Raw genomic sequence first — 26,413 nt, 5'->3', positions numbered from 1 at the left:
GATAAAAGATAGCGATTAGCGGGTAAAAGGAAGATACATGAATAAAAACGAAAACAAAAACAAAAACAAATTATGGGTAGTGGGAATAGGCCCCGGCGGTAAAGAAGATATGACATTTCGGGCAGCGCAGGTCCTTACGGAGTGCGACGTGATCTACGGATATACGGTTTACTGCGAGCTAATGAAGCCTCTTTTCCCGGACAAGGATTTTATCAGTACTGCCATGACCAGGGAAGAGGACAGAGTCAGAATGGCACTGGAGAAGGCAGCAGAAGGCAGCGAAGTTGCTCTGATCTGCTCCGGAGATGCCGGCGTATATGGCATGGCGGGGCTTGCCTACAAGCTGGGAGGTGACTATCCCAAGGTAGCGGTGGAGGTTGTGCCGGGAGTGACGGCAGCTCTGTCAGGAGCCGCAATGCTGGGAGCGCCGCTTATTCACGACTTCTGTCTGATAAGCATGAGCGACAGGCTGACACCAATGGAGCTGATCGAAAAAAGGCTGCGGGCAGCGGCATCAGCGGACCTTGCCATAGTCATCTACAATCCTGAGAGTAAGGGCAGAGCCGGCTATCTGGCCCATGCCTGCGACATATTGATGGAAACACTTCCGGGCAGCAGAGTCTGCGGAATAGCAAGAAATATCGGCCGCGAAGGTGTAAGCTGCGAAGTTATGAGCCTGCAGGAACTCAAAAATGCCAAGGCAGATATGTTCTGCACTGTTTTTATAGGTAATTCATCCACGGAGAATATCGGTGATTATATGGTTACCGCAAGAGGATACAGAAGTGAAGGGTAAAGTGCTTGTTTTTGGCGGAACCACAGAGGGAAGAATACTCTCGGATTATCTGAGGGACTATTGTATTCCCCATGAGGTCAGCGTTGCAACTGAATACGGAAGAGACATCCTGGCGGAAAAGGGCGAGGACAAGCTTCTTGTGGGCAGAAAAGACCGCGGGGAGATAGAGAAAGTCATTAAAGACGGCTCCTTTACCATAGTTGTGGATGCCACACATCCCTTTGCCACTGTGGTTTCGGAGGAAATAAAAGGAGCCTGTGACAGTGCGAAGGTGCGATATTTAAGGCTCAAGAGGGACACCGGCAAAGAACTTACGGGCAGAGATGACATTATTTACGCAGACACGCTAAAAGAAGCAGTATCTGCGCTTGCTGCAATAAGCGGAAACATCCTTCTTCTCACAGGTAGTAAGGATCTTCAGGACATAAGTGATTCTTTCCCTGATGTTTCAAGGCTCTATGCCAGGGTACTGCCCAACGAGGAGAGCATAGGCAAATGCGCCAAGGCGGGCCTGTCGGGAAAGCAGATATTCGCCATGCAGGGACCATTTTCCAGGCAAATGAACGTGGCTACCATTAAAGAGATCAATGCTTCTGCCATATTTACGAAGGAAAGCGGAAGGACAGGCGGACTGTCGGAGAAACTTGAGGCAGCGCTGGAGTGCGGCATTAAAGCCGTTGTGCTCAAAAATCCCGAGAACAAGAGCGAGAATAGCGAGGGCTACAGTCTCGAGAAGGTATTGCAGCTTCTGGCTGAGCACTGTGAGATTGAAATAGTACTTCAAAAAAATATTACACTTGCAGGAATCGGTCCGGGCGGAGAGGAATATTTTACAAGAGAGCTGACAAAAGAATTTGAAGTAGCAGATGTTATCTTTGGAGCCCAGGCGGTTGTCAGGAATTTAGGCAATGGTTTTATTAAAAAATCCCATAAAGAAATTCCAATTATTCCTGAATACAGCGGGGAAAAAATATATAAATATCTGGAGGAAAACAGTGAATTTAAGCACCCTCTGGTGTTGTTTTCCGGGGATATAAGCCTATGCAGTGGTGCCAAAAAGGCTTCTGAATATTTCAGGGACAGGAATTATAAGATTAAGCGTATATGTGGCATCTCTTCAGTGACATTTTTTGCAGAGAGACTTGGACTATCTCTTGAAAAAGTGCGGATTGTCAGTGCACATGGAAGGCAGTGCAATGTAAGAGGATATGTGGCTCAAAATGAAGAAGTAATAATACTTCCCTCAGATGCAGACAACGCAAGGGAAATCTGCAGTTTAACGGCAGGCAGCAGTCAGATCATTGGTATGTCAGAATCTGTAACAGCTAAGGCCCAAAATACTGGGGAGAATATGGTCGTGACAGTTGGCTGTGATCTGGGAACCACTGATGAGAAGATTCTCAAAATCTCCGAAAAGCCGGAACTTGCAGCAGATATAAGCGGCAAATGCCTTATCTATGTCAAAAATCCCGCAGCTGTGCATCAGCCTGCTGCGCATGGATTATCCGACGATGAGATAATCCGCGGAAAAGCTCCTATGACCAAAGAGGAGATACGGGCACTTTCCATGAGAAAGCTTGCTCTTACCGGGAATGCCGTATTCTACGATATCGGAGCGGGAACGGGCTCTGTTTCTCTCGAGGCAGCCTTACTATCGCCGGATATTAATGTATATGCAATTGAAAAAAAAGACGAGGCTGTAGCTCTTTTGCAGCAGAATAAGGAAAAATTCGGGGCCGATAATATCGAGATCATTCATGGAGAGGCTCCGGAGGCGCTTGATCTTCCCGCTCCCACCCATGTATTTATTGGCGGCAGCGGCGGAAATATGGGCAAGATACTAGCTACAGTATTTACAAGTAACGAGAGCGCCAGGATCGTGATAAATGCGGTAACTGCCGAGACCTTCGCGGAGATTATGGAGTGCCTGCGGGATTACCCCAATATTGAGCCGGACATAATTCAGGTCTTTGCCTGCAGATACAAAAAGGCCGGGAGGTATCACCTTGCGGATGCTCTGAATCCGGTATATATCATTACTCTTCAAAAGGGGGAGAAGCATGACAGAGACTAAGTCTTTTCCCAGAATCATGATATGTGCGCCCGGAAGCGGTAGCGGCAAGACGCTGATCACCTGCGGACTTCTGCGGATCCTTGAAAGGCGGGGATTCCTGCCGGGAGCCTTCAAATGCGGCCCGGATTATATAGATCCTATGTTTCACAGGAAGGTGTTGGGGATTCCCTCAAGGAACCTTGACGTCTTTTTAATGGGGAACGTTGGTGTAAAAGAGGCTCTGGCAAGAGGCGCTGATGGCCGCTCCTTCGGAGTGTTGGAAGGAGTCATGGGACTATTTGACGGACTAAGAGCTGATTCTACGGAAGGTTCGTCATATGATATTGCAAGCATTACAGGCACTCCGGCTATTCTTGTGGTAAACTGCAAGGGTATGAGCAGATCGGTGGTACCACTTGTTAAGGGATTCTGTGATTATGACAGGGAGAAGCTCATACAAGGAGTTATCCTCAACAACATTTCCTCAATGGTTTCTGAAGATATCAAAAAAGGAATAGAGGAAGAGACAGGTATTCCTGTGATCGCTACTCTCCCTAAGCTGTCCGAAGTTAATCTGGAGAGCCGCCATCTGGGACTTGTGATGCCCGGAGAGGTTCAGGGGCTTCTAAAAATGATAGACAAGGTGGCGGATGCCCTTTCCGAGAGCCTTAATTTCGAGAAATTTGTGGAAATAGCTCAGAATGCAAAAAAGATAACGGCGCCGGTGGAATTTCACATCCCGGAGTCCTTAAAAACGAATACAGAGAAGATTAAGGTTGGAGTGGCACTTGATGAGGCTTTTTGCTTTTATTATGAGGACAATCTCGATCTTCTGAGGCAGATGGGGGCGGAGCTTGTTTTCTTTTCCCCGATTCATGACAAAAAGGTCCCTCAGGTATCAAGACTTATTATCGGCGGGGGCTATCCTGAGCTTCATGCGAAGGAACTGTCGGAAAATGTATCGATGAAAGAGGAGATTCGCAGGGCTGCAAAGGCAGGAATGCCCATTCTGGCTGAGTGCGGCGGCTTTTTGTACCTACAGGAGAGCCTCACTGACCCGGAGGGTCAAAGCTATGAAATGGTGGGGGCAATTTCCGGTCGGGGACATATGACAAACCGTCTTGGACATTTTGGTTACGTCACAGTGACATGTGCCTTGGAATCCCCATATCTCAAGGCTTCTGAGGATATCAGAGCTCATGAATTTCATTATTATGACACAGATGACAACGGGGAGTTTTGCTACCTGACAAAGCCGTCAGGAAAGTCCTGGATGGGCTACAGAGCTGAGGAAAACGTGTTTGCGGGCTTTGCTCATCTGTATTATCCTTCAAGACCTGAATTAATTGCGAGGTTTTTGGAATGTTAGACCATACAATCCTGAAAGAATTAAATGAGATTAAAATAGATAAGCCGGACAGCGCGATATACAGCCATATCAAAAGCTGTTGGGACGGCATTTCCAAGCCTATAGACGGGCTTGGTGACTTTGAGGAGCTGATCTGCAGGATCGGAGCCATTCAGAGAAACAAGGATCCTCAGACTTCTAAAAGAGCAGCCATAATATTCTGCGCTGATAACGGTATTGTGGAAGAGGGAGTATCCCAGAGCGGCAAGGATATTACTTTATCCGTCGCTAAGGCTCTTGGTAGCGGTATCAGCAGCGCCTGCAGCCTTGGAAGATACGCCAAAACAGATATTGTTCCCGTGGATATTGGAATTGATTCAGACGAGGAAATCCCCGGAGTAAGAGACATGAAGGTCTCAAGGGGGACCTGCAATTTTACCAAAGAACCAGCCATGACCTATGAACAGACCTTAAACGCTATTGAAAAGGGCAGAAACCTAGTCAAAGAGCTCTCTGACAGCGGCTATGGCATAATAGCCACAGGCGAGATGGGGATAGGTAATACCACAACCTCCGCAGCGGTTCTGACAGCGCTTCTTGGGTTTACAGGGGGCAATCTGGCAGGGCGCGGAGCAGGGCTCTCCGACAGTGGGCTTGACCGTAAGAGACAGGTTATCGGACAGGCCATAGTCCGGTATTCTTTTGACAGAATTACAGATGAGAGAGTGCGGGCTTTTGAGATACTAAGTACCCTTGGAGGTCTTGATATTGCGGGACTTACGGGAGCCTTCATAGGCGGTGCTCAGTGCCATATTCCGATGGTTACAGACGGAGTTATCAGCAATACAGCGGCTCTCGTGGCAGATATTCTGGTGCCGGGGATCAGGGACTATCTTATTCCTTCCCACAGAGGCCGTGAAGCGGGCAATAGTCTTGCGCTTGAGAAACTGGGACTTACGCCCTACATCAACGGAAATATGGCTCTGGGAGAGGGCACAGGAGCGCTTATGCTTTTTCCTCTTCTGGACATGGTTATGGATTATTATCTGAACGGCGCCAAGTTCGCTGATTACAGCATCGATGAATATAAGAGGTTTGATACATGATATATCTGGTACTGGGAACTCCCGACAGCGGCAAATCCCGTAGAGCTGAAGATCTTGTTGCTGAGATTGCCGGGAATGGACCTAAATACTATATCGCAACCATGATCCCCTTCGGGGAATCGGGAAAAGAGCGTGTGAAAAAACATCGCAAAATGAGAGAAGGGAAGGGCTTTGAGACAATAGAGAAGACTATTAAGGTCCACGAACTCATAGATGAACTTGGTAATCTCCCAAAGGCAACCTGCCTTCTGGAGTGCATGTCCAATCTCGTCGGAAATGAGATGCATGAGGAGCAGAACCTTCCTAAGAGCTGCGAGGAGATTGCGGACTACATCACGGAGTCGGTGATGAGCCTTGCGCAGCAAGCTGAGAATATGGTTATTGTAGCCAACTCTTTTCCCCTTGAAGGAGAGGGCTACGATGAAGATACGAAAAAATATGTCCGCATAGTGGATATGGTCAATAAAAATCTAAAAAGCAGGGTGGACAAGACCTATGAACTTATTTAAGAGTATGGCAATCTCTTTTTCAATGTATTCGAAGATTCCCATGCCGAATTTTGAATGGGATGAAGATAATTACAAGCATGCTATAGCTTTCTTACCGCTGGTTGGGATGGTGATCGGCGGTATAGCCCTTATGGCTGCAAGACTCCTGGATCTGTTGGAGCTTCCAGCACTGGTGGTTGCCATATCTACGGCGCTGGTTCCGCTGGTGATCACAGGGGGATTTCACGTGGACGGATTCATGGACGTTAAGGATGCACTTAGCTCCTATCAATCCAAGGAAAAGAAACTGGAGATCATGAAGGATCCCCACATCGGAGCCTTTGCCGTAATCGGAGCAGGAGTAGAGCTTCTGATATGGCTCGGAGCGGCGTATGTGTTGGTGTACAGGGCCTTTGACAGCAACATGACAGATATTCTCCGGGGCTTTTATGGCAGTTTCCCTCTTGTCAGGGCAGTCTGCGGCATTACCAGTATTGTTTTTCCGAGGGCCAAAAAGGACGGAATGCTGGCTATGGAGACAGGTAAGAGCGGAGTGCCTGATATCTGCATTCTGACATTTTGGGGGATTTTGTCACTGGTATATATTTTTATGACTAATTTCTTTGCGGGAATCTGTGCAGTGGCGGCACTTGTAGTCTATACGCCTCTGTACGGATATAAATGCAACAGGAATTTTGGCGGCGTCACCGGGGATACCGCAGGATATTATGTAGTTACGGGTGAGACGGTTATTTTAGTTGTAATGGCTGTTTTCAGCGCCCTTTGGGTATGAGGAGAAAAAGGTGGAGAAATACCATATTATCGCATTTATCATAGGTTTTTTCCTGGATCAGATCATAGGAGATCCCTACAATATTCCTCATCCCATCAGGGCAATTGGGAGTTTCATCGGATTTTTGGATAAAAAGCTCTTAGGTGATGTGGAAAACAAAGACAGGGACTACAAAAGTGAGCAAAGAAGAGGAATTCTGTTGTGTATATTGGTTATAGCTGTAACGGTGGCTGTGACCGGAGCCCTGATGTTTGGGGCCTATTTTCTTCATCCGTATCTGGGAATGGCAGTTGAGGCAATGCTTACCTGTTACATTCTGGCGGCCAAGAGCCTTCATGTGGAGAGTATGAAGGTGTACGATGCGCTTAGAAACGGCACCATCGAGGATGCAAGGAAGGCTGTATCCATGATCGTGGGCAGAGATACCGAATGTCTGGACGAAGCAGGAGTCACAAGGGCAGTGGTGGAGACAATTGCAGAAAATACTTCAGACGGAGTCATTGCACCACTAATCTTTACCTTTATTGGCGGCCCGGTATTAGGGCTGTTATATAAGGCAATAAATACCATGGATTCCATGGTTGGATATCATAACACACGTTACGAATATTTCGGGAAAGCCGCAGCAAAGCTGGATGATGTGGCAAATTATATCCCCTCAAGACTAAGTGCCTTGTTTATGATTCTGGCAACCTTATTCGGTGGTAAGAATTATTCTTTTAAGGGCGCTGCGAAGATTTTCAAAAGAGACAGATACAATCACAAGAGTCCCAATTCCGCCCAGACAGAGAGCGTCTGCGCCGGGGCTCTGTCCCTGCGACTGGCGGGAGATGCCAGCTATTTTGGCAAAGTGGTCAAAAAGCCCTATATCGGCGACCCGGTAAGGGAAATTGAAATAGATGATATTAAGAGAGCGAGCCTGCTTATGTACCTGACAGAATACCTCTGCGGGGGCTGTATGGTGATTCTGTGGGTAATCGCATATTGTGCCCTGAGATGAGGGCCGGTATATTTGCAAATAAAGTAATTAGTACCATAGGGAGATATAGTGATACACGGCGGAGATATATACGGAAAGACAATTGAATACGACCTCTCGGTCAACCTCAATCCCAATCCCTGTCCTAAGGAGATAAGGGCTTCTTTGGAGCGGGCGATAGGCGATGTGGGAAAATATCCTGACATCGCCCAGAGGGATTTCAGGTGCGCGGTGGCAGAGGCGGAAAATAAGCTTGTTAAGTGCTCATTTTTGACCGCAGATAACATTCTTGGAGGAAATGGTGCTTCGGAGCTTATCTTCGCCATAATAAGGCTTATAACCCCCAAAAACGTGGTGCTTCCCGTGCCGGGATTCTATGGCTACAGACACGGACTTAAGGCTCTGGAGGGCGTTAATATCAGGGAATACAGGCTGAGGGAAGAGGAGGACTATGCCCTTACAGATGATTTTGCCCGGGAGATAAAGGAAGATACTGATCTTGTGATCCTGACCAATCCCAACAATCCCACGGGAAGGGCAATTCCGGGGCAGGTACTTGATACAGTCCTGCAAAAATGTGCATCGGTGGGCGCAGCGGTTCTTATTGATGAGTGTTTCCTTCATCTTAGCGATGGAGCAGAGAGTGCTGTAAGATACCTTAAGGACATTCCGAATCTGTTCATCGTAAATGCCTATACCAAGCTCTTTGGCATTCCCGGAGTGAGGATCGGCTATTGTATGGGTGCTTGCGAGAATATCGACAGACTTAAGGCCTGTGTTCCCGAGTGGAACATGTCAGTTTTTGCGCTGGAGGCGGGCCGGGCCTGTGCAAAATATATCGTTGACACTGATTATGTCGCATTATCCAAGGAGATTATAGCTGACCGCAGACAGGAGCTGGCAAAGTTTCTGGAAAGCAGAAAAATAAAGGTCTATCCTTCCGATACCTGCTATGTTTTAGTCAGGACAGAGGACGACCTTTACAATAATCTTTTTGATAAAAAAGTTCTGATAAGGGACTGCTCTAATTTTGAAGGGCTGTCCAAGGGCTATTATCGCATATCCGTGGCGGGAAGTAGGATTCTGCCTGATATATTCTGATCGGATAACATTATTTTACAGTCTCCATTTTGTCACAGGCCGTTGCCCTGAGGACTCTTGGATCTACGTGAACGTCACTGCCAAGGGCTTCGCTTCCGTATTTTTTGACCATGAGCTCCACGGATCTTGGGGTAATACGTCTGTGGATGGAGCTAAGGAACAGGGCGTCAAAATTGTCTTCGTTGGCGCCGATATTGTCTCTGGCATCGTACATGTAGTGCTTGAGAATATCCATGACCCGGAGAGAGGGGTAGACTCTGTCCGAGGTTCTTATCACATCACCGTCTCCCTGTCTTATCACATCGATATATCCCGGATTAAAGGAAATATTGCCGCAGTTGATGGCGCAGAGCTCCGAAACCCTAAGGCCCGTGTCCAGGATCAGAAGGACTATTGCTTTGTCACGTATTCCTAAGTGGGGACGCATGAGATCCTTGGGAGTCTGCTTTACTGTGGAGGTCTGGGATATCTTGTTTTTAGCCTTGGTAATATCTGCGTCAATGACCTTGAGGAGTTTGTCACACTGATCTGTGGTCAGAATAGCGATGGCTTCCTTGGGCTTTTTGGCTATCTTGGGAATAGTGACTTCCAGTGAAGGATTGGCATAAATATAGCCTTTGGAGCTCAGGAAACTGTACAGTGACTTGATGGACATTATTTTTCTCTTCTTGGAGGCGGGACTGTTGGTCTTGGCCTTCTCGTTGTCATCCTTATCATCAAATTTGTAGTCGGAGAGCCAGCTCAGATAGTTGTCAAAATCAGAGACATTAAGGTTTTCCAGGACTTTGGGCGTAACATCGCTTACGGTCTTGACTTCAGGGAGTTTTTTGACCAGATATTTGAAAAAGTTGTAGATGTCGAAGACATATTCCATACGGGTCTTGAGGGAATTCCTGTCCCTTACGAAGACTTCGTATTCTCGGCAGTAGGAAGGGAGCTCGGTCAGCAGGGTATCCATGCGCTGATTATACTGAATTTCAAGCTTTTCTTTGTATTCTATGGTGTTATTATTGATAATCATTTTTTCACCCCATCTTTCGCATAACTAATAACCAATATACCACAAAAAACCCTCAAAAACATGAATTTTTTAATTATGATTTTTTCATTTAAAAAACCTTCTGCCAAACAGCTTTCCTACAATCAGGACATTCAGTCAGATGCTCTGAGGGCTGTCAGAAAGGGCGCTTTTTAAAACAAAAAAATAAGCAAATTGTGACTATTGATTTACTACCTAAAACATATTAAATTTAGGTAGTAAATTTTTTTGGAATAAAAAATTCGGAGGCAAAAACATGATCCAGGATATATTTCCCAGTAGGCTTAGAAATGAATATATCGACTGTGAAATGGGAGATATGGACTATGCTGTTGCCTTTAACCGCGATGGTAAGATTCTTCTTTATACCGGCCGGGAGGAAAGTTTGTTTCCGTTAGGGAAGGACTGTGAGGCAGCAGAGGGAATATACCTGTTTTCGTTGGATGACAGGCGGTTCTTCCTGGTTCGGGAGGACTCTTTTTCAGAAAAAGAGGGTTGTGAATATTACTCAATACGTGATGCCAGAGATAGGTTCGAGGGCAAGGATGTATTTGCGATATTTACGGCTTATCATCTCTGGAGATGGTACGAAGATAACCATTTTTGCGGAAAATGCGGACAAAAGCTCATACACAGCAGGACGGAAAGGGCGCTTACGTGTCCTGAATGCGGCAATATTATCTATCCCAGGATCAATCCCGCAGTGATTGTGGGAGTAACCAAGGGAGACAGCCTTCTGATAACGAGATACAACAGAGGCTATGCTCACAATGCACTTGTGGCAGGATTCACCGAGATTGGGGAGACTCTCGAGGAGACCGTTGCAAGGGAAGTTATGGAAGAGACAGGGATCCGTGTAAAAAACATCCGTTATTATAAATCTCAGCCCTGGGGCATGGCTCAGGACATTCTTACAGGATTTTTCTGCGAGGCCGATGGGGACGATGAGATACACAGGGATGAAAATGAGCTGAAATACGCTGAATGGGTTAAGAGAGAGGATATAGTGCTCCAGCCCAATAATTTAAGTCTTACTAACGAAATGATGGGGATTTTTAAAGAGGGGAAAAGATAATTGTTGTCAGGGAGGAATGAAAATTGATTTGTTCTAATTGTGGAAGTGAGATCACTCCGGGTTCACCCTACTGCTCAACCTGCGGTGCCAAGGCACCTGAGCAGATGAATGCCGGTGCAGGTCAGATGAATACCGCTACGCCGCAGACTAATACCTATGCGGCAACAGCACAGGCTCAGTGGCAGAATCCGTATACTGCAGCAAATAATGCCCAGACTCAGGGGCAGAGCAGTTATGGCGCGCCCCAGAGCGGTTATGGAGCAGCTCAGAATAGCTATGGCACAGCTCAGAATGGCTATGGAGCAGCCCGGAATAATTACGGAGCAGCTCAGAATAGCTACGGAGCAGCCCGGAATATTTATGGCACAGCTCAGAATGGTTACGGAGCAGCCCAGAATAGCTATGGCACAGCTCAGAATAGTTATGGTGCTTCTCAGTATAGTTATGGAACCGCTCAGAATAATTATGGAGCAGCTCAGAGTAGTTACGGTGCGGCTCAGAGTAGTTACGGTGCGGCTCAGAATTACGGTAACGCAACTTCAGCGCAGTACAATACGGTTCAAAATAACTATCAGATGCCCGGCAATAGTTATGCGGCGCAGAATACGGGCTATACGGCTCAGAACAATAACTATGCAGCCCAGAACTATGGCTATTCCACACAGACTTACGATTATGCAGGGCAGAAGGACACTTTCTATGTCCGCAAGCTCCCTATGGTTGTGATTGCGATACTTACAGTTGGTATGCTGCTCTCCGCATATTTTGTTCATGGAGGTAACGTAGCGCTTGCCTGCATTATTCCGATAATTCAGGGTATTACTCTTCTGGTACTGATCTATAGGCTTGACAAGATCGAGCCTGAGCCGATCCCGCTGCTGGTAGGTCTGTTTTTTGCCGGTGGTCTGGCGGTCCCTGTTGTTGTAATAATGATCGGTTCGGTGCTTGACATTGTGCTGGACTTTATTGCAGTCCGAGGGTCCATTATTTTCACTGTAATGGATGCCTTCATAGTGGCGGCGTTGACTGAGGAATGTTGTAAATATGCTGCGCTGCGGCTTATTACCTGGAAACATCCGGCGTTCAATTACCGCTTTGACGGAGTTGTTTATTCCACCACTGTTGCGCTTGGCTTTGAGCTGAGTGAGAACTTGCTGTATATGATAGGTTCCGATGCGGGCCTTGCGTTTACAAGATCTGCTTTCCCCGGACACTGCATTTTTGGAATATATATGGGATATTATTACGGACAGGCCAAGGCTCTGGAGAACAGGGGAGATAAAATCGGCGCAGGCAAGTTGAGGCGCAGGGGTATTGCAATAGCTGTTTTATTCCATGGCTTCTACGATGCGGCTCTTATGCTGGCATCCAAGATTCCAAACACCATTTTCATTATTCTTTTCCTTTTTGCCGAGGCAGGAATCATGTGCGTTATGAATGTCAGTGCCTATAAGAGTATCAAGGAATTTGCCCATGAGGACAAGCCGGTATAATAGTATGTCAAGACTTGTGAAATAAGCAGAATAAAGTTAAAATATCGCTTATTGTGTTAATAAAAAACAGATGAAACAGAGGATTTAATTAATGATTTGCCCTAATTGCGGATATGACAATGAAGAAGGGAATTTTTTCTGCGTAAAGTGCGGAACACGCCTTCTTGAAGCGGCAGCTCCGATTGCAGAGCCTGTAGCTACTGATGCACCTACTGACGCACCTGCTGACGTACAGGCAACGGAAGTTCCTGATGTGGAAGTACCTAATATGGATGCGCCCGGTATGGAAACACCTGACATGGAACCCCCTATCATGGATGCGCCCAATATGGAAGTACCCGGTATGGAAATACCCGGCACTGAAGTACCAGATATGGATACAGCAAGTACGGACGCACCAGGTATGGAGACCCCTAACGTGGAAACACCATACAGTGAAGGTCCTTACGTGCAGCCAATGAACAATGAGGCTCCGGCCATGGAAATGCCGGGAGCCGGAGTGCAGGGCGCAGAAATATATGGCCAGGGAATGCAGGGCTATAACGGCTCGATGAATTATGGCGCCATGGATAGTGGTAGTATGAATAATGGTCCCATGAATAATGGCCCCATGAACAATGATCCTATGAACAACGGTCCTGTGAATAACACCTGGATGAACGATACGCCATATGGAAACGGTGCTATCGGCAATGACCCCATGATGGGTAACAGCTTAGGTCAGAGTGGTCAGATGGAAGATCCTACCTTCAATATGCCTGTGAACCCGCCGTCAACAGCCATGGAAGCTATGATGAATGGTAAGGGGCAGAAGAAAAATACCGGTCTTATTGCAGGTATTGTCGTAGTAGCGCTTATCGCTGCAGCAGGTATTGGTTTCTACGTGTATTCAGGCCTTCCTTCAACCAAGTACGGCAAAGGTGAAGCTGCTTTTAAAGAGGGCAATTACGAACAGGCGGTGGAATACTTTGAGGCTGCCGGTGATTATGAAGATGCCCCTGAGAAGATGAAGGAGGCTGAGGTTTGTATCCATTATGAGGAGGCTCAAAAGGCTATGGCTGAATCAGATTACGATACAGCACTCAAGGAACTGGAACAGACCGGCAGTTACTCCGATTCCAAGGAACTTGCCAGGGAATGTCACTATGAGAAGGGCATGAAATATAAGAAGTCCGGTGACTACACGGCTGCCAAGGAAGAATTTGTCAAGGCTGACGGCTATAAGGATTCCACAGACCAGATCATTGCCATGGGAGAAGAACTTACCCAAAATGGCGAATATGCCGATGCTGCAGAAATCTTCAGCGGTGTGGAAGATGCTGAGCGCAATCAGTACAAAGCTTATGCCGAAGGAATGGTGTGCTACGAAGCAAAAGATTACGATGATGCTTCCACGTACTTCAAGGCAGCAGGGGATACTCTTGATGCTGATGAAAAGTACAAGGAATGTAAATATGAAGCCGGAACTCAGATGTTTGCCGCAAGGCAGTATGATTCCGCAAGGGGACTTTTTGCCAGCGCAGGTGATTACAAGGATTCCGAGAACATGGCCAATGCATGTTCGATGATGAAGGCCAAGGAGAAGATGGACGAGGGCTATCTTAATGCCGCACTTGAGGCGTTGAAGGCACTTCCCGAGGACACAGCCTATAACGATATTTCTGTATCCGGTCTTATCTCCAAGCTTGAGTCCAATCAGAAATGGCTGGATATATGCGGAGTCTGGACTTCTACCAAGGGCCAGATGAGAAGTACCGAGTCAACCTCCACCTATGATTCCTGGTGGTACCACGACTTTGGTGACGGTGATGTTTCCATTGACGTACAGTGCAGGCTCAATGACGACGGTACCTGCAATGTTACTGTTACAGGTTTCATCAATGTATTTACCAATTACGCCGAGAACAAAGAGGATATTAAGAAGAAACTTGTCACCATCATGCACACTGAGACCATGAAGGATCTCGGCAAAATAACAATAGACGATAATACCTCCGTTACCTTGAAGAAGGGCACTGTTACAGCCAACTACAAGGCCAGTGAGAGGAAAAACGGAAGAAGTTATACCTACAAGACAGATATAACCTTCGGAAACAGGCTTCTTGATTACTAAAAAGTAATTATTGTCCCCTCGGGACCTGGGTGGTGGTTCGTTTGCATGTATCGCCGCCTACGTTTCGAGGGGCATGTTATAGTTAAGACACATAAAAATATCGGGGGAATTGCAGAAAAATGAGTATGGAAAAGATTATTGTTGATCCTGACAACAGGGCCACCTTTCGCAACAACGTGGATTACTGCGTGGGAACGGGACGTCTGGGACTGGCCCTTACCGAGGAATACTTAAAGGAGCTTGAATTCGTTCAGAAAATGATCGGATTTTCCTATATAAGAGGTCACGGCCTTTTTTCAGATGATGTTTCAATCTATCATGAGTATGAAGAAGATGGCGAGACTAAGGTTGAGTACAACTATACTTATATAGACAGGATATTTGACAGCTACCTCAAGCTGGGAATCCGCCCTTACCTTGAGCTTGGCTTCATGCCGGGGCAGCTGGCCAGCGGAACCCAGACAATCTTTTACTGGAAGGGAAACACCACTCCGCCCAAGGATTACAAGAAGTGGACGGATATGGTCATTGCTCTTTTGCAGCATCTTAAGAAACGCTACGGCGAAGAGACCGTGACCTGGCCCATCGAGGTGTGGAACGAGCCCAATCTTCCGGGATTCTGGTACAAGGCGGACATGGAGGAGTACTTCAAACTCTTCAAGGAGACCTTTTTGGCCATCAAAGCCTATGACAGCCGCTATATGGTGGGAGGACCTGCTATCTGCGGAGTTAAGGACGCTGAGTGGATAGAGAGCTTCCTTAAGTTCTGTCAAAAAGAGGGAATCCGCCCCGACAGGATCACAAGGCATCACTACTGCGTGGAATTTCCTGAGAGAATAGGGCATTACGATTATTCCAAATTGGAAGATTCAGAGATGAGATTTGCAAACCTTCAGTCCACAAGGGATATTGTGGACTCTTTCGAGGAGTTTAAGAATACGCCGATCCATCTGACTGAGTTCAGTACTTCTTACACTCCCAAGGGTGTCATTCACGACACCAATATCAACGCAGCGTACCTTGCAAGACAGCTGTCAAGGCTTGGAGATGTGAACGAAGCCTATTCCTACTGGACCTTCGGAGATGTGTTCGAGGAGCAGGGAGTTCCGGATTCGCTGTTCCACGGCGGTTTTGGAATGGTGGCAGCAGGAAATATTCCTAAGCCGAGCTTCTGGACCTTCTATTTCTATAAGCAGCTTAAGGTTTTTGGCAGCGAATGTGTCCACAGGGATGATAACTGCGTTATTGTCAAAAATGAGAACGGCTATGCTGGAATTGTGTGGAACATAGGCGAGACAGAGATTAAGCGTGAATATTTGTTGGGCGGAGCTGAGGGTGAATATGCTCTTGTCACCAAAACAGTTGATGAGACCTGCTGCAATCCTCTGAAAGTATGGCACGATATAGGAGAGCCTGCTTATCCGACCACTGAAGAGACTCAGCTAATTAAGAGCGCAGCTTATCCGGCTGTTGGAAGTGATGTGATCAAGGCAGATAATGGCCATGTGACTGTTACCGCATGCGTTAAAAAGCACGGAGTAGTGTATTTTACACTCAATAAGAGAAATTACACTCCGGACCGTGGCTATGACTATGACAAGGTAATCTCATTTTTCTGAGAGAATAGCGTAGTAGCGGGAACAAATGAAGTAATTACGAAGGAATAACGATAGTTATTGATGATAGAACAGGATTTTTTTGACAAATACGGCTCCGGGCTGAATGACAGTCAGCTCGAAGCAGTTAAGACCGTGGAGGGACCGGTTCTGTTATTGGCGGTACCGGGAAGCGGCAAGACGACGGTTCTTGTGAACAGGCTGGGGTATATGCTGTATTGCAAGGAAATTGCTCCGGAGCATATATTGACGCTGACCTATACAATTTCCGCCACCAGGGACATGGCCGAGAGGTTTCAGAAGCTTTTTGGCTCCGAGATGGCAGGAAGGCTGGAGTTTAGGACCATCAACGGAATCTGCGCCAAGGTCATAGCCCATTACGGCAGGATCATCGGCAAGAGCTCCTTTGAACTTGTTACAGATGAGAAGCTGACAGGTAAGCTCCTTAGCGATATATATGTCAGAGTGATGAAGGATTATCCTACAGAGAGTGATATCAAGACGCTTCGTACACTTATCACATATTGCAAAAATATGTGCCTTACGAAGGATGAAATCAATAAGCTGGGTAAAGATCAGGGGATTGAACTTCAGCCCATATATGAGGCTTATAACAGCGAATTGAAGGCACGTAGTCTAATGGACTACGACGATCAGATGATATATGCCTACAGGATGCTCAAGGGTTCCAAAGATCTGCTTGAATTTTACCGCAACAAATATCGATATATCTGTGTCGATGAGGCCCAGGATACCTCCAAGATTCAGCATATGATAATATCTCTTTTATCGGGAGAAAAGGGGAATCTCTTCATGGTGGGCGATGAGGACCAGAGTATCTATGGTTTCCGCGCTGCATATCCCGATGCTCTTCTTAATTTCGAGAAGGAGCACCCCGGGGCAAAGGTGCTTGTTATGGACAGAAACTACAGGTCCAATGCCAATATCGTGATGGCTGCTGACTATTTTATCCAGAGCAACAAGAGCCGCCATGAGAAGCATATGTGTGCTGACAAGGCATCAGGAAGTGATATTAGTCTCCTTGGTCTTGAGAGCCGTGAGGGCCAGTACAAGTATCTGCTTAAGGTGGCCAGGGAAACAGACAGGCAGACGGCGGTGCTGTACAGAGACAACGAGAGTATTCTGCCGCTTGTGGATATTCTGGAGAGGGAGCAGGTTCCCTACAGGATCAAGAGCGCAGACATGGCCTTTTTTACCCACAGAGTTGTGGTGGATGTGACAAATATGCTGAAGTTTGCGCTATCTCCTGCAGATCCGGAGCTGTTTATGAAGATATACTTCAAGTTCCAGGCATATCTGCGAAAGCCCGACGCTGAGGCTATGTGCCTTATCGCCGACAGGGATCATTCGGGAATTCTGGATGCGGCGGAGAGTATTGATATACACAAGAGGGTTCTTGCTAACTGCAGGTCGCTGCGAACCCATTTCAGGAACATGGCTTCCGAGAGCCCCTATAAGGCAATCAACAGGCTTGAGAACTACATGGGCTACGGAGAATACCTGGATTCCAACAACATGGACAGCAACAAGCTTTTTATCCTGAAAATGCTGGCAAAGAACGAGAAGACTATCCCTTCCTTCCTGGAGAGGCTTGAGGAATTAAGGTTCATTATCACGGAAAAAGAGCCTGATTACAGCTCTAAGTTCATTCTTTCAACAATCCATTCCAGTAAGGGGCTTGAGTACGATTCGGTTATCCTTATGGATGTGGTAAACGGTGTTTTCCCAAGTAAGGTGGTAAAAAAGCTTGAGAAGGCCACGCCGCAGGAGATTCGGGACTTCGAGGAGGAGAGAAGGATCTTCTACGTTGGAATGACCAGGGCTAAGGAGAAGCTGTCCATATTTAAGTATGATGACAAGTCTTCCGTGTTCCTCAAGGAGCTGACCCATAAGGACAAGAAGAAAGCGGCAGCAGAGCCAAGACCGAGGAAAGGTGCTAAGCAGACGATGGTGACACCTCTTCTGAAGAAAAAGAACGCAGCTACTGTGGTGAATGAAGAGGATCTGGCACAACAGCTTATCATCGGCGAGAGGATCAAACAGGAGAAATACGGCTCCGGAACTATCGTCGACGTTAATTATGACGATGACGAGATCCCGACGAAGTTCATAGTGAGGTTTGACGACGGCGAAGAGAGGATATTTGTGTTCCCCGTTGCTTTCGCCATGGGAATGAGGATTGCCTCCGAGTGAGGTTATATAGCCAAAAGGCAGGTGAGGTAAGGTATGAAAAAAACAAGAAAAGAAGTAATGATCATCTTTGCGGTACGTGTATGTCTGTGGATCACAGCACTTGCTTCGACGATTTACTGGATCTATTATTCTGTGAAGCTCCACAGGGAGGGGATTTTTGATCCGAGTTTGTATGCAACGCTTCTTAGGCCGGTGCTGTATACCTGCCTTGTTATCGCAGTAGCGGCGGTGTGCATAAGCTTTGCCCTGCGGGCCTACAGCAAGAAGAAATTCGGCTGAGAATAATGACAAAAAATGATGCTTCAGGCGACAGAAAATGAATTTCTATTATTGACATGCAGGGTTAAAATCGTATAAGTGTTTTGATGGATTTTAAGAAATATAAGGATAATGGAAATGAATGAACAAAAGTCTGCAGTACTGAATATGACTGAGGGAAGCCCACTTTCCCTGATAATACGCTTTTCAATCCCCATGCTTATCGGCAATCTTTTTCAGCAGCTGTATAACCTGGTGGATTCTGTTATAGTGGGACAGTTTGTGGGAGCTGATGCCCTGGCGGCTATTGGAGCAACAGGCTCGGTGACCTTTTTGTTTTTTGCCCTGTGTAACGGTATTGGAAGCGGCGGAGGAATCATAACCTCCCAGTTCTTCGGCAAAGGAAATGACAAAGAGATAAGGAGCTGTATTTCCAATACCGGATATATAATGCTGGTGTTCCCCTTAGTGGTGGGAGCGCTGGCTTTTCTGCTTACCGCGCCTATTCTGGCTCTTCTTGATACTCCCGCGGAGATCATGAGGGATGCGGTTATTTACATGCGCATTATGTGCGTAAGTCTTGTGTTTGTCTCACTGTATAACTACGCTTCTTCAATGCTGAGGGCTCTTGGAGACTCCAAGACACCTCTTTATTTTCTTATTTTTTCCTGTATTCTCAATACGGCGCTGGATGTGCTGTTTGTATGCGGTCTCCACACAGGTGTTGCGGGAGCCGGCATAGCTACGGCTATATCACAGCTGGTATCCGGCATCAGCTGCATGCTTTATGCCATAAGGAAAAATGAATATTTCAAAATGTCCAGGGAGGACCTTAAGTTCAATTCCTGTATATCCCTTAAGGTTCTAAGGCTGGGAATCCCGCTGTCTCTGCAGTTTTCACTGATAGCGATATCCTGTATGGCGCTTCAGAAGGTTGTTAACTCCTTCGGAAAAGTGGCAGTTGCCGCATTTACCGCCACCAGCAGGATCGAGCAGATCATTCATCAGCCCTATCAGACCCTTGGCGCAGCCCTGTCCACATATACCGGGCAGAATTACGGAGCTAACAAGAAGGACAGGATCTTTGCGGGGTATAGGACGAGCCTTGTGCTCATGGCGGTCTTTTCCGTGCTTATGCTGCCTGTCATGCAGCTGTTTGGTGAGCTGATAATCCGCATTTTTGTTGAGGATGAAGCTGTTATTGTGATGGGAGCCAAGGCACTTAGAATAACAAGCGTTTTCTATGCAATGCTGGGACTTATCTATGTTATTAGAGGTGTCCTCAACGGGCTTGGCGACTCTTTCTTCGCACTTTTGAACGGTATAGTGGAGGTTATCGGAAGATTTTTTGTTCCTGTGATGCTGACAGGGATCGCTGCCATAGGCCTTTGGGGAATCTGGTGGTCCGTTGGTATTGTCTGGTCTATAAGCGGCCTCACGGCATGGCTAAGGTACTTGAGCTATAAGAGAAAATTGTGAACAGTTTTTGAAATTGCGAACAATGTAATTGAATAAAATATAAATGATGTTATAATCATATCCGACTGTTGTTTTTGCTTTTTGAAGAAAGAGGTTTAAAATGAAAAGCTTTGTTGAACTGGCTAAAACCAGAAGAAGTGTAAGATCATTTGATGGAAATTCGCTCCCCGAGGAGACTCTTAAGGAGCTTAAACAGTACGCCGAAGAGGCATCCAATCCCTTCGGTATCAAGGTCAGATTCGAATTCCTTGATGCAGATGACCACAAGCTCTCAAGTCCTGTTCTCACAGGAGAGAAGTGCTATGTCAGCGGCGTTGTTGCCAGGGGTGAGCACGCTGAGGAAGCTTACGGTTACAGCTTTGAGAAGCTCCTTATGAAGGCCCATGAGATGGGACTTGGTACAGTATGGATCGGCGGAACAATGCCAAGAGAGAAGTTCGAGCAGGCTACAGGCCTTGCAGAGGGCGAGATAATGCCCTGTATGAGTCCTCTGGGCAAGACTGCCAGGAAGATGTCTGTAAAAGAGGCAGTTATGAGAAAGGGTGTCAAGGCGGATTCAAGACTTAAGTTCGAAGAGCTGTTTTATGTAGGCAATTTTGAGACTCCAATGACTGAGCAGTATGCCAAGGAACATGGCCTTTTCGATGATCTCGAGGCGGTAAGAGTAGCTCCTTCTGCTGTAAACAAGCAGCCCTGGAGAGTAGTAGTAGAGGGCCAAAAGGCTCATTTCTATGAGAAGCATGACAAGGGCTATATGACACCTGATTACGATCTTCAGAAGATCGATCTTGGAATTGCCCTGTATCATTTTGAGAGCCAGCTTGTTTCAGAGATGAGAAAGCCTGTGCTTTCCTTTGAAGCTCCGGCTGTAAAGGCCCCTGAGGGTGTGGACTATGTGGCTACATATTCATTTTAAGTCCCTCTTTTTATACTAATTTAAGAAATTTGCATATCGGCAGATGGTAAAATTGTAGAGTATATAACGTTTAAGGAGATTAAATGTATGAAGAGAAAACTCACTTTTTTACTATCTGCCGTTATTATGTTTATTATGATTATGTCCGGTCCCATGAGTATTGAGTCCAAGGCTGCACGGGTGCTTCCTTTTACAAGTCCTCTGGACTATTCGCTCGCTGATAACTGGTTGTATGACGGGGCATATCCTGAGAATGAGGTGGACGTATTTATGGTGGCACCTTCAGTGGATACGCGAAGCGAGGGCAATTGCGCCATAACCCCGGAATACAAGAAAATATTCAGATATGCTATGAATCAGCAGCAGGCTATCTATGCCGAGACTGCCAGAATCTATGCTCCTTACTACAGGCAGGCAGCGCTTAAGGCCTATTCCATGGAGGATACGGCCGCCAAAGAGCAGGTTTTTGCCAATGCCTATAAGGATGTGTCCGCTGCTTTCAAATATTACCTTGAACACAAAAATAATGGCAGACCATTGATCCTTGCCGGTTTTTCACAGGGCGCAGATATGTGCTACAGACTCCTGGAGGAATACTATGGAGGTGATAGTGAGAGGGCAGTGAGCCTTCGAGCCAATCTTATAGCCGTTTATGCGATCGGCTGGAGAATGACGGAGGATATGGTCAGCAAATATCCTCAGATTGTTCCCGCCAAGGGTGAGACTGACACCGGAGTTGTGATAAGCTACGAGTGTGAGGATGGAAATGTACAGGAGTCCATAACCATCAGCAGTAAGGACAAAGCCCTGTCTATTAATCCGCTGAACTGGAGAACTGACAGCCGGGTGGCAGACAAGTCCCTGAACAAAGGCTCTGTAGGACAGGACTCCAAGACCGGTGCCATAACCAAGGTGGAAGTTGGCAAATACGGTGCTTATATAGACCCTGCCAAGGGTTCTCTTATAGTGACCGGAATTGATACAAAGGATTATCCGGCAGGACTGTCCCTATTCCCTGAGGGAAGCCTTCATCTCTACGACAACTTCCTTTTCTTTGTTAATCTTCAGGAAAATGTAAAAAAGCGCACAGCGAGCTTTATAAAGAGTAAGAATGCTAGTAATGCGGCCTGATCTGCCTTAAGTTTGGAGGGGGAAAAGATGAAAAAACGTGTGATTTCTTTTTTGATGGCTATTGTTCTGATGACTACGGTCGTATCCTGCGGAAAAAAGGATAGTGGCACAGTATCGGATGGTACTGCGTCCCGGAATAATACCGCAGCACAGGATAATACCAAGACACAGGGAGCTTTCGGTGCTCAGGGTAATGAACAGGTCCTTATAAACGAGGGAGAAGATACAGAGACCAAAGTAGAATACAGAGACTATGAAGGTGAGAACAGCAGCATTTTCCTTGAAAAAGGGGATAAAATTGCTGTGATCTCACCTTCTGCGCTTCCAAGCAGGGAACAGACAGATTCCACAATTCAGGGACTGAAGGACTGGGGGTACGAACCTGTTGAAGGTAAGCACGTATGCGATGAGACCAGGAGCCTTGATGATGTTATGGAAGATCTGACCTGGGCTCTGGAGGATCCGGAAATAAAGGCAATTTTCTGCGTCCGTGGAGGGTACGGTGCCTCAGAGGTGGCAGATGCGCTGCCTAAGGAGAAGATTAAGGATGCTCAGAAGCTTATAATCGGCTACAGTGATATTACAGTCTACCATTCTGCCTGGACTACAGCAGGCATTCCTTCAATTCATTCCTGCATGAGCGGAACCTTTAACGGGCTTCCCGATAGCTGTTTCGAAGCGACAGAGAAGATATTGGAAGGGGAAATGCCTTCCTATACCTGTGAAAAGGATGAACTTGGCATAGAGGGAACGGCTAAGGGAGTTCTGATCGGAGGAAATCTGGCCACTTTAACCGCTGTGTTGGATTCAGCCTATGACTGCACCAGGACAGGGAAGCCCTATATTCTGTTCCTGGAGGATGTGGGGGAGAATGTTCAGCATATTCACAGATATCTTACGGTGCTGAAGCACAACGGAGTACTTGATAACGCAGCCGGCATCGTATTTGGAGAGTGGGCGGAGCTTCCAACGGACCTTGGTGATTACAGTGGCAGCAGCCGAGGCGGCAAGTTCGAATCCGTTGCGGATATGATAACAAGGCAGTTTTTGGCTGATATCAATGTTCCCGTGGCCTTTGGATTTCCTGCGGGACACGGCGACATCAACTATCCGCTTCTTATGGGAGAGATGGCAGAGCTTAATGTTAACGCTGATAATTTCACACTTACCTGTGGAGTGCAGGATGATGTCGAAAGGCTCCTTGGTCAGTGGACACTAGATGAAAAGATAGAGCAGATGATGCTGGTTTCCTTCCGTAAAATGGAGGATACTTCGGCAGAAAACGGCGAAGAAGCAAGCACAGAGGCCATCAATGTGACCTCTGTAAATCAGACCATGGCGGAGTATTTTAAGCAATATGGCTATGGCGGAGTACTGCTTTTCGGAGAAAACTTCGTAGACGCAGAGCAGACAATGAATCTGATCTCAGATATGCAGGCTGCTTCAAGGTTGCCCTTATTCATAGCAGTTGATCAGGAGGGCGGAAGTGTAGCTCGTGTGAGCTTTGGAACCACAGGAGTTGGAAATATGGCCCTTGCAGCCACCGGAGATCCGGAAAATGCCGGGAAAATGGCGGGGATCTACGGCAAGGAGCTGGCTCTTCTTGGAATAAATATGGATTTTGCTCCCGTTGTGGATATCAATAATAATCCCAACAACCCCGTTATTGGAGTGCGCTCTTTTTCCGATTCACCGGAGGTTGTTTCTGAGTATGCTGTTTCGTATATGAAAGGTCTTCATGAAAACGGTGTTATTTCCTCCCTTAAGCATTTCCCCGGGCATGGAAATACAGATACCGACTCGCATACAGGTTTTCCCAGAATTGATCTTAGTTTGGATCAGCTAAAAGAAAATGAGCTTATACCTTTCAAGAGTGCCATTGATGCCGGGGCGGACATGGTCATGACTGCCCATATCCAGTATCCGGAGATTGAGACGCAGACCTACACATCGATTTCCACAGGCGAAGAGGTATACATTCCTGCCACCATGAGTCACAGGATACTTACGGACATTCTGAAGGGTGAAATGGGCTTCAAGGGGGTCATTGTTACTGATGCCCTGGATATGAAGGCAATATCGGACAATTTTGCACCGGAAGATGTTATGCTCATGACAATTAATGCCGGAGCGGACCTTATTATGCTTCCGCCCATACATAATATGGCGGAATTTGAGCAGGTTCATGAAATGATCGAGACAGCCAAGAAACTTGCTAAGGAGGGCAGGATCTCCGAAGATACCATCGATGATTCTGTAAGAAGGATACTGACGCTGAAGCAAAAGTATGGACTTCTTGGAGATTATGCAGATAATGCATCGGAGGAGCGTCTTGCCACTGCTAAGGCAGGCGTAGGTAGCAGTGAGAACCGTCAGGTGGCCTGGGATATGGCTAAGAAGGCTCTTACACTCCTTAAGAATGAGAATGACGCTTTTCCCGTAAAAATTTCAGAGGGAGAGTCCACACTGATACTCTTCTCCGACAGCTGCGCAAGCCGCATAGGTACCGGCGAACTGGTGAAGCAGATGCTGAAGGAGCAGGAAGTCTATGGGGACGATTCTCAGATAGTTGTAATGAAAAATGACGCTGAGAATGCAGCAGCCTGCATCGATGCCGCCAAGGCAGCAGATCACTGCATTCTTGTTCACAGAATGTATCAGAAAGAAAACCTTGATCCAACGAATGAAGAGGGCATATCCTCCGGCGTTTTTGACAATATTATCGACAGTCTCCATGAAGACGGCAAAAAGGTTATCCTTATCTCCTGTCAGCTTCCCTACGATGCGGCGAGGTTTACTGACGCAGACGCTATTTTGCTGTCCTACAATTCAGGTGCAATGACGCAGATTCCGCCTGAGTCCGGGGCAGGCAGTGCCTATGCCCCCAACCTTGCGGTAGCGCTGATGGCCTGCTTTGGCGACGGCAACGTGACGGGAACTCTTCCTGTTAACCTTCCCGAGCTTGACGATTCCTACCGTTTTACCGAAAATATACTCTATAAGAGCGGCAACTGAGGTAAAGAAAATTTAAAAAACTTAAGACCGGGGTATTGACTCGGCCCTTGGGGCAGCCTTTAACATCAGGTTATGACAACAGATAACCTATACAGAGAAGGCAGGAGGACCTATGAAAGAAAAGATGACATCAGGGGAGATAGCCAAGCAGGCAGGGGTTTCAGCCAAGGCACTGAGGGTATACGATGAAAAAGGGCTTCTTAAGCCCGTGGGGTATTCCGAAGGAAATTACAAGCTCTACGACAAGAGCTCACTTATGATACTGGAGAAGATCATCGCACTTAAGCATGTGGGCTTTAGTCTTGAAGAGATCAAGAGCAGTCTGGAAAACGATGAGCAGGAGTCCATTGAGGCGACTTTAAGAAAGCAGCTGCAGCTCATGGAGGACAGAATCTATCAGCTGCAGAAGTCCGCAGGCTGCATCAAGGCAGCGCTGGCACGAATCGATGAGAATCCCGACTGGGACGATGTGGCGGACATTATCAGGAAGATGGAGTTTAGCCAGGGACAGGACGAGAGAAGATGGTATGCGGCAAGTCACGCTGCTGACGGTATAGAGTGGTACGTCAAGATCTATGATTCCCTGAATTTTGAAGAGGGTGACAGAGTGTTGGATCTGGGGTGCAGCTTCGGATTGTTATGGAGAGAGAACTGGGACCGAATCCCCGTGAATTTTCAGGTGGATGGCTATGATATTCATGGTAACTGGGCCGACGATCTCTATGAGTATCTTAAGGGGAACAGGAGCACTTTGCCCAAGGACAGCGATATTCAGGTCATCTTCAGTAATCTTGAGCTGGATGAGACCTGGGACAGGATCAGGGAAAAGAGGTACACCAAGGCTGTTGCTCATTACCTCTTGAACTATATTGAGGGCAGAGAGAAGTTTGTAAGAAACGTCTCAAAATCCCTTGTGAGTGGCGGATTGTTCTCCGTTAACACCTATGGCATTAGCAAGATGGACAGCTTCTGGGAGAAGATGATAGCCGATATGGGGCTTGATAACTCTTTTGTCATCGCAAGAAGAGATGAGTTGAAGGCCAATGAGGATGCTTTCAAGGAAGAACTCTCCGGATATTTCAAAAGAGTAGATCTGGTGGCGCTTCCCTGCCCGATAATCTATGATGATGCGGAGCTTTTATTCCAGAGACTAACCAAAAGGTACGCCGGAGGCATCAGATATATTGAGCAGAACAAGGAGAAGATCCTGGCTTTCCTTGATAAAAAGATACAGGAAGAGGGCTCCATTGTGATGGATAATGACAGCGGCTTCTTCCACTGCTACAAATGAAGTCAGATGCCGGAAACTAAGCAATAATTGAGATAATCACAACAAGATTGTTTTGGAAGATTAAGGGCCTTGTATGCTACATTAAGAGATGTGGTATACAAGGTTTTTT

20 protein-coding genes are annotated in these 26,413 nt (G+C 46.8%); 19 read left to right on the top strand and 1 reads right to left on the bottom strand.

What is annotated here, in order from left to right; all coding sequences use genetic code 11:
- Positions 1–37 precede the first annotated feature (37 nt).
- From cobJ to NXH67_RS13450, 8 genes are read left to right on the top strand one after another with little or no spacing between them, the layout of a single operon-like run.
- Positions 38–796, top strand: coding sequence for a precorrin-3B C(17)-methyltransferase (cobJ, locus tag NXH67_RS13485; RefSeq protein WP_272797704.1), 759 nt, complete (start codon positions 38–40; stop codon positions 794–796).
- A complete protein-coding gene (gene cobK / locus NXH67_RS13480) occupies positions 786–2,870 on the top strand; it encodes a precorrin-6A reductase (RefSeq protein WP_272797703.1) in 2,085 nt (694 codons plus the stop codon). Before cobJ ends, cobK begins: the two co-directional genes overlap by 11 nt.
- The gene (locus tag NXH67_RS13475; protein WP_272797702.1) at positions 2,857–4,218 is read left to right on the top strand and encodes a cobyrinate a,c-diamide synthase; all 1,362 of its coding nucleotides are present in this window, start codon (positions 2,857–2,859) and stop codon (positions 4,216–4,218) included. Before cobK ends, NXH67_RS13475 begins: the two co-directional genes overlap by 14 nt.
- Positions 4,212–5,303, top strand: coding sequence for a nicotinate-nucleotide--dimethylbenzimidazole phosphoribosyltransferase (locus NXH67_RS13470; RefSeq protein ID WP_272797701.1), 1,092 nt, complete (start codon positions 4,212–4,214; stop codon positions 5,301–5,303). The genes NXH67_RS13475 and NXH67_RS13470 overlap by 7 nt, the downstream gene beginning before the upstream one ends.
- Positions 5,300–5,812, top strand: coding sequence for a bifunctional adenosylcobinamide kinase/adenosylcobinamide-phosphate guanylyltransferase (locus NXH67_RS13465; protein WP_272797700.1), 513 nt, complete (start codon positions 5,300–5,302; stop codon positions 5,810–5,812). Before NXH67_RS13470 ends, NXH67_RS13465 begins: the two co-directional genes overlap by 4 nt.
- On the top strand, positions 5,799–6,584 hold the full coding sequence (locus NXH67_RS13460) for an adenosylcobinamide-GDP ribazoletransferase (protein ID WP_022779137.1): 786 nt from the start codon (positions 5,799–5,801) through the stop codon (positions 6,582–6,584). Before NXH67_RS13465 ends, NXH67_RS13460 begins: the two co-directional genes overlap by 14 nt.
- Before the next feature lie 10 nt (positions 6,585–6,594).
- Positions 6,595–7,584 (top strand): adenosylcobinamide-phosphate synthase CbiB, encoded by a 990-nt coding sequence (gene cbiB / locus NXH67_RS13455; protein ID WP_272797699.1) that lies wholly within the window; start codon positions 6,595–6,597, stop codon positions 7,582–7,584.
- Between the two features lie 48 nt (positions 7,585–7,632).
- The gene (locus NXH67_RS13450) at positions 7,633–8,664 is read left to right on the top strand and encodes a pyridoxal phosphate-dependent aminotransferase (protein ID WP_272797698.1); all 1,032 of its coding nucleotides are present in this window, start codon (positions 7,633–7,635) and stop codon (positions 8,662–8,664) included.
- A 10-nt stretch (positions 8,665–8,674) separates the two neighbouring features.
- Here the strand turns inward: NXH67_RS13450 and NXH67_RS13445 are convergent, their stop codons facing one another.
- Positions 8,675–9,685: a tyrosine-type recombinase/integrase gene (locus NXH67_RS13445; RefSeq protein WP_272797697.1), complete on the bottom strand. Its 1,011-nt coding sequence runs from the start codon at positions 9,683–9,685 to the stop codon at positions 8,675–8,677.
- 274 nt (positions 9,686–9,959) lie between these two features.
- Between NXH67_RS13445 and nudC the strand changes: the two genes are divergently transcribed.
- The 11 genes from nudC (at position 9,960) to NXH67_RS13390 (ending at position 26,304) form a co-directional block, all read left to right on the top strand.
- Positions 9,960–10,778, top strand: coding sequence for an NAD(+) diphosphatase (gene nudC, locus NXH67_RS13440; protein ID WP_272797696.1), 819 nt, complete (start codon positions 9,960–9,962; stop codon positions 10,776–10,778).
- Positions 10,779–10,801: 23 nt separating this feature from the next.
- Positions 10,802–12,271, top strand: coding sequence for a PrsW family glutamic-type intramembrane protease (locus tag NXH67_RS13435; RefSeq protein ID WP_272797695.1), 1,470 nt, complete (start codon positions 10,802–10,804; stop codon positions 12,269–12,271).
- A gap of 91 nt (positions 12,272–12,362) precedes the next feature.
- The gene (locus NXH67_RS13430; protein ID WP_272797694.1) at positions 12,363–14,384 is read left to right on the top strand and encodes a hypothetical protein; all 2,022 of its coding nucleotides are present in this window, start codon (positions 12,363–12,365) and stop codon (positions 14,382–14,384) included.
- A 125-nt stretch (positions 14,385–14,509) separates the two neighbouring features.
- Positions 14,510–16,003, top strand: a complete 1,494-nt coding sequence (locus tag NXH67_RS13425; RefSeq protein WP_272797693.1) for a GH39 family glycosyl hydrolase — start codon at positions 14,510–14,512, stop codon at positions 16,001–16,003.
- Positions 16,004–16,063: 60 nt separating this feature from the next.
- Complete coding sequence (locus tag NXH67_RS13420) at positions 16,064–18,214, top strand: ATP-dependent helicase (protein WP_272797692.1); 2,151 nt, start codon at positions 16,064–16,066, stop codon at positions 18,212–18,214.
- 33 nt (positions 18,215–18,247) lie between these two features.
- A complete protein-coding gene (locus NXH67_RS13415) occupies positions 18,248–18,493 on the top strand; it encodes a hypothetical protein (protein WP_022779127.1) in 246 nt (81 codons plus the stop codon).
- Between the two features lie 117 nt (positions 18,494–18,610).
- Positions 18,611–19,951 carry an MATE family efflux transporter gene (locus NXH67_RS13410; RefSeq protein ID WP_081644346.1) on the top strand — a complete coding sequence of 447 codons (1,341 nt, stop codon included), beginning with the start codon at positions 18,611–18,613 and terminating at the stop codon, positions 19,949–19,951.
- A 100-nt stretch (positions 19,952–20,051) separates the two neighbouring features.
- The gene (locus tag NXH67_RS13405; RefSeq protein WP_272797691.1) at positions 20,052–20,867 is read left to right on the top strand and encodes a nitroreductase family protein; all 816 of its coding nucleotides are present in this window, start codon (positions 20,052–20,054) and stop codon (positions 20,865–20,867) included.
- A gap of 126 nt (positions 20,868–20,993) precedes the next feature.
- Entirely contained in the window at positions 20,994–21,998 is a 1,005-nt protein-coding gene (locus tag NXH67_RS13400; RefSeq protein WP_272797690.1) for a DUF3089 domain-containing protein, read from the top strand.
- 27 nt (positions 21,999–22,025) lie between these two features.
- Positions 22,026–25,013, top strand: coding sequence for a glycoside hydrolase family 3 N-terminal domain-containing protein (locus NXH67_RS13395; RefSeq protein WP_272797689.1), 2,988 nt, complete (start codon positions 22,026–22,028; stop codon positions 25,011–25,013).
- 112 nt (positions 25,014–25,125) lie between these two features.
- Positions 25,126–26,304 (top strand): MerR family transcriptional regulator, encoded by a 1,179-nt coding sequence (locus tag NXH67_RS13390; RefSeq protein WP_272797688.1) that lies wholly within the window; start codon positions 25,126–25,128, stop codon positions 26,302–26,304.
- Positions 26,305–26,413 lie beyond the last annotated feature (109 nt).

The organism is Butyrivibrio sp. DSM 10294 (genome assembly GCF_028539135.1).
In the GTDB taxonomy this organism is placed as follows: domain Bacteria; phylum Bacillota; class Clostridia; order Lachnospirales; family Lachnospiraceae; genus Butyrivibrio.
Note: the sequence above shows the minus strand (reverse complement) of the source record. Positions and strands in the feature narration are given on the sequence as shown.